General features: G+C 71.4%; 5 protein-coding genes. 2 read left to right on the plus strand and 3 right to left on the minus strand.

Annotation, left to right across the window (positions count from 1 at the left end; all coding sequences use genetic code 11):
- Positions 1 to 51: 51 nt before the first annotated feature.
- On the minus strand, positions 52 to 369 hold the full coding sequence (locus tag ACY45C_RS13545; protein WP_462187969.1) for a type II toxin-antitoxin system RelE family toxin: 318 nt from the start codon (positions 367 to 369) through the stop codon (positions 52 to 54).
- 191 nt (positions 370 to 560) lie between these two features.
- Here ACY45C_RS13545 and ACY45C_RS13550 point away from each other — a divergent pair, with 191 nt between their 5' ends.
- Positions 561 to 992: a CoA-binding protein gene (locus tag ACY45C_RS13550; protein ID WP_462187970.1), complete on the plus strand. Its 432-nt coding sequence runs from the start codon at positions 561 to 563 to the stop codon at positions 990 to 992.
- Here the strand turns inward: ACY45C_RS13550 and ACY45C_RS13555 are convergent.
- Together ACY45C_RS13555 and ACY45C_RS13560 are read right to left on the minus strand one after the other, a co-directional pair.
- A complete protein-coding gene (locus ACY45C_RS13555; protein ID WP_462187971.1) occupies positions 943 to 2,628 on the minus strand; it encodes a hypothetical protein in 1,686 nt (561 codons plus the stop codon). The genes ACY45C_RS13550 and ACY45C_RS13555 overlap by 50 nt on opposite strands.
- An 18-nt stretch (positions 2,629 to 2,646) precedes the next feature.
- Positions 2,647 to 4,056 (minus strand): glycosyltransferase family 2 protein, encoded by a 1,410-nt coding sequence (locus ACY45C_RS13560; RefSeq protein WP_462187974.1) that lies wholly within the window; start codon positions 4,054 to 4,056, stop codon positions 2,647 to 2,649.
- A 448-nt stretch (positions 4,057 to 4,504) separates the two neighbouring features.
- Between ACY45C_RS13560 and ACY45C_RS13565 the strand changes: the two genes are divergently transcribed.
- The gene (locus ACY45C_RS13565) at positions 4,505 to 4,843 is read left to right on the plus strand and encodes a DUF5999 family protein (RefSeq protein ID WP_462187972.1); all 339 of its coding nucleotides are present in this window, start codon (positions 4,505 to 4,507) and stop codon (positions 4,841 to 4,843) included.
- Positions 4,844 to 4,979: the final 136 nt, after the last annotated feature.

A 4,979-nucleotide genomic window follows, 5' to 3' on the forward strand; every position in this document is an offset into this window, starting at 1 on the left:
CTCGTGACCGTACGAGTCTCGTGACCGCTGACCGCCTCCGCTCCCACAGGTTCAGACGCGGCGCCATCCGGTGGCGGGGCGGGCGTTGCCGATCGTCGGCACGACCCGGGAGCGGGCTCCTCGCGGCGCGACGACCATGACGCGCACAGAACAGGTGTTGGCGTCGATCCGGTAGAGGATCCGCCAGGTCCGCCCGCTGGCCTCGTGCATGCCGACCTGCTCGCCGGGGATCGGAGTGCCGGCCTTGCGCGGATCGTCGCGCAGGGCACCGTCGAGGAACCGGCGGACCTCGCCGCGGGTGAGCTCGGCCAGCTTCGACAGGTCCCGCTCGGCCGAGGCGGACAGCGTCACCTCGTGCTTGTCACTCACCGCCGGCTCCCGTCCCGCCGGCCAGCCGTCCTCCGGCGGCCGGAAGCGGGGAAAGCTCCACGTTCTCCACGTGAAGATCCTATGCGCCCGCCTCCACCGGGGCTCGCGCTTCTCGCCCCCATGCGGGGAAACGGTAGCCATCATTGCCGGGAGCCGAGAAGCCCTTCCGCGGTCCGGATGAACCGGGTGGCATGGGCGGTTATGCAGGTATGCGCTTCGGAGACGACGACACCATTCGCCGCATGCTCACCGACACCGAGGTCTGGGCGGTGGTGGGGCTGTCCAACGACACCCGCCGGACCGCCTACAGCATTGCGGACTACCTGCGACGGCACGGCAAGCGTGTCGTACCTGTGCACCCCTCGGCACCTACGGTCGCGGGGGAGCAAGGATACGCGACGTTGAGCGAGATCCCGTTCCCCGTCGACGTCGTCGACCTGTTTGTCCGGTCGGAGTTCGCCGGCCCGGTCGTCGACGAGGCAGTGAAGATCGGCGCGAAGGGTGTCTGGCTCCAGCTCGGTGTGCGGGACGAGGCTGCCGCGGCGCGTGCGGGCGAGGCCGGGCTGGACGTCGTCATGGACACCTGCCCGGCGATCGAGGCACCCCGGTTGGGGCTCGACTGAGCAGTACGAAGCGGCGGGTCGCGAGCGCGGCGGCAGGCGGGAAGAGCACGAGGACGGGGAGCAGGTAGCGGTAGTCGAAGCACACCGTCGCGGCCGGGACGATGAGCGTGGCGGCCCCGGCCGCCACGAGGAGGGCCATGTCCGCCCGCAGCCGTCGATCTTCGGCGGCCCGGTCCCGCAGACCCCCCCGGCGCCGGGTGCTGTGGTTCCCCGGCGACGCACGGCGGTCCCGGTCCGGGGTTATGATCGCGGCGATGGTGACGATCATCATCGCGGCCAGGGCCGGACCGGGCGTGAAGACGAGACGCTGGTAGCTCCGCAGGAAACCGGCGGACGGCTTGCGGATGACGCGGGTGGGCGCGTCCCCGTGGAAGCCGAGCAGTGGCTCGTTGTTGTGCAGGTAGCGCGGTTCGTCACCGGTCGGGAACCGCCAGGTCGCGTCCGGCCAGTCGCGGTGCCCGACCGGTCGGCCCGGGGCGAAGTAGTGCGCGATCTCCCCGCCGACCATCCGGGCGTAGTCACCGAACTGATACCGGATGACCTGGCGGGTGAAGTCGCGCAGCAGCGCGTCCCGCTTGTCGTCGGGCATGTCGAGCCGCCAGCGCGGGCTGTTGCCGTTCCAGACGTAGTAGCTGGGATCGGGCCGCCCCGTCACCGGATGCGGGGAGCACAGGACGAGCTGGCGTGTGCTCAGGTGCAGGCGATCACATTCGGCGATCGGTGCCACCCGGCCGTACATCCACACCGCGTCCCCACCGGTGAGCGCGTATTTCCCGTGCGCGGTGTGGAACCAGCCCGCGTAGCCGACGAGTGGAACGGCGAGCATCACGGCGAAGGCGGCGGACCGGAGCCATCCGACGCGACGAAGAAGCAGGTAGCCCACGGCGAGCACACCCATGGCGACCCCGATGGTGCGGACCAGGCCCGCCCCGCCCAGTAACAGGCCGGCGAGCCCGCACGCCCACACCGACGGTCGTGCCGACCAGGTCAGGGCGATCATCGCGGCGACCAGCAGGATCGCGAACAGTGTCTCGGCCATCACGTAGTGCTCGAGGACAAGCTGGTAGGCGTCCAGCAGGACCGGCGCGGCGGCGATGGCCGCTACCGGGGCCGCCACTCGGCGGTGGACCAGCAGGACGTAGATCCCCACCCCGGGCGCCAGGCCCGCGACGTGCTGGACCACTGTCACCCACCACAGGTCGCCGGTGTGCGACAGCAGGCGCAGGAAGGCGGGGTAGCCGGCCGGCCGCATCGGGTCGGGCGCGTGCAGGGTGGAAAGTCGCAGGTAGGCATAGGAGTCGCCGTTGAACTCGAACGCCGGCCGGTAGGCGTGCCCGGTGACCACCCGCAGCGTCATCCCGGCGACCAGGAGAACCGCGAAGGGTAGATGCCGCGTGACCGGCCGGGCGGGTCGGGCCGGCTGGGCGGAGGCCGGACCCGATGCACGGCGCCGCGCGTTCGGGCCATAGAGCGGGCCGGGGTGCTCCCCGGACGGCACCCGGCCCGGGGCGGCGAGGTCATCCGCGGGGTCATCCCCGAGGACAGCGGGATCGCGTAGGGAGACGGGCGCGGCGTCGCCGGGCAGCGGTGGAAAGCGGCGTCTGCCCAGGGCAGCCATTCTGCCCAGGACGGCCATGATGAATATCCGCCGTTCTCAGAACCTGACGACCTCGGCCGGGTGTTCCAGCGCCTCGAAGAACGGGCCGAGACCGGGCGTGTCGGCCCGTGGGCCGCTCGTCCCGGCCCGGGTGGAGTCTGTCCCGACCCGGGTGGAGCCTGGGCCGGCACTCGCAACCGCGCCCGCGTCAGGGCCCGTGCCGGCACGAGTACCGCGGGCCGACGCCCGCTGATGCCCCCCGCTGGGCCCGGCGGTCAGCAGCCGCAGGAAGAAGGATCCGAAGGCGGTCTGCGCGCCCAGCACCATCAGTGTCATCGCGAGCAGTGCCGGGCGCATCTCGTTGAGCGGCCCGAGATGGTTGGCCAGCCAGCGGACGAGGACGACCACGTCCACGACGAATCCGACGATGAACAGGCCCGCGCCGAGCGCAAGCCCGCGTTCGAGGGTGAACAGGCGGTGGATGAGCGGCAGTGGCCAGCGGCGGCGCTCCTGCCAGCCGAGGGCGTGGTTGTGGACGTCGGCGCAGACCCCCAGCAGCACCAGTTGCCAGCCGAGCAGCGCCAGCAGCGCGAACAGGATCGAGAAGTGCAGGTCCAGCCGGTGGAAGCCGAGATTGAGCGAGCCGGGCAGCAGCGCCGCCTGGCCCGCGATCCCGAGCGCCAGCAGCACCAGGCCGGGCAGCACGAACAGGTGCCTCGGCGCCAGCAGCAGCATGAACCGCAGGTGCCGCCAACCGTCCCGCAGGGAGTGCAGCTTGGAGGCCCCGACCCGCGGATGGTAGGTGATCGGCACCTCCTCGATCCGCAGCTCGGCGCGGCCCGCGGCGATCACCAGTTCGGAGGCGAGCTCCATCCCCTCGCAGCGCAGCTGCATACGCAGGTACGCCTCTCGGCTGAAGGCCCGCATGCCCGAGTGCGCGTCGGAGGAACGGACGTCGAACAGCCGGTTCAGGATGCCGGTGAGTGCGGGGTTGCCGACGTAACGGTGCAGCCAGGGCATCGCTCCCGGCAGGATCTCCCCGGCGAAGCGCGACCCGAGCACGTAGTCGGCCCGCCCGGCGCGCAGCGGAGCGAGCAGGACGCCCAGATCTGAGAAGTCGTAGGAGTCGTCGGCGTCGCCCATCACGATCAGCCGGCCTCGGGCGGCGGCGAACCCGGCCAGGTAGGCGTTGCCGTAGCCGCGCCGGGTCTCGCGGACGACCCGGGCACCCGCGGCGGCGGCGACGTCCGCCGACCGGTCCGTGGACCCGTTGTCGACAACGACGACCTCGCCCGCGGCACCCGCGGTGGCCAGTCCCGCAAGGGCCTTGTGTACGCAGATGCCGACCGACTCCTGCTCGTTCAGACACGGCATGACGACCGACACCTCGACCGGCTTTCCGCCGGCACGCGGGCCGGTGGGGAGGCCCCCGAAGGTATCGGTACCGACACTCGTGGCGCCGTCCATCGTCCGTACCCCCTTGTGGCCGGGCATGTCCGGGTCCGTGGCCGTTCACTGGTGCCTGTCCGTGGCCCTGCCGTGTCGATGCCCGGTCGCCGGGGGCAACGGGCGCCGTTCATGCAGGTGGGCGCATCAGCGGAACCGGCCCACGTCATTGTTGCGGTCAGGGTGGCGGAACCGCTCGGCCACCGCCCCGTAACCTACCGATCCGATGGTCCGGTCCTGTTACCGGCATCTCGCTGTAGGCACCCCGTGGTCCGCCCGGCTGGTTCCCGATGTGCCGTGTTTCGCATCCGCGCTGGTCACAGCCGTTGTCCACGCTGACTTGCGGGCCGGGGTCGCAGACATGTCGGCCCCTTCACCCGCGCCTCGGTGTGACGCTTCTTACGGAGAGGCGTAACGTCTGGTGCTCGTGCAAGCTGTTCGCGTTTCAGACCCGGCATCGGCGTCCCCGGTGCCCTCCGACGACCCGGAGCCATCCTCGCCCGAGCCGTCCTCCGATCCCCTGCCCGCCGGCGCCTCACGCGCAGCCGCACCCCGGCGACGTGGTTGCCCGCACTCCCCGCCCTGCCCCACGGCGGACAGTGTGGATCGTGACGCCGCCCGGGTGGCCAGCCAGCATTGGGACCAGGGCTGGATCCTGCTGTGTAACGGGGTGATCCTGTTCGAGGACACCGGCGAGATCCTGCCGACAGGTCGCACCGTCGAGCCACGACGGGCGCTGCCCCGGCCCGGGGGCGTGGCATGGCCGCCGGCTCCGAGATGGGCGAGCCAGGCCCCGGTCGCGGTCTGACAGGCGCGCTCTGAACAGGCGCGCTCTGACAGCCGCGGCCTGACAGCGAGCTCCTTCTGCTCGCTCCTCCCGCGGGGTTCGGGAGGATGTGAGGTTCATCCCAGTTGATCTGGGTGTCCCCGTTACGGGTACGGTG

The sequence above is a fragment of the Frankia sp. CcWB2 genome, from assembly GCF_977927585.1.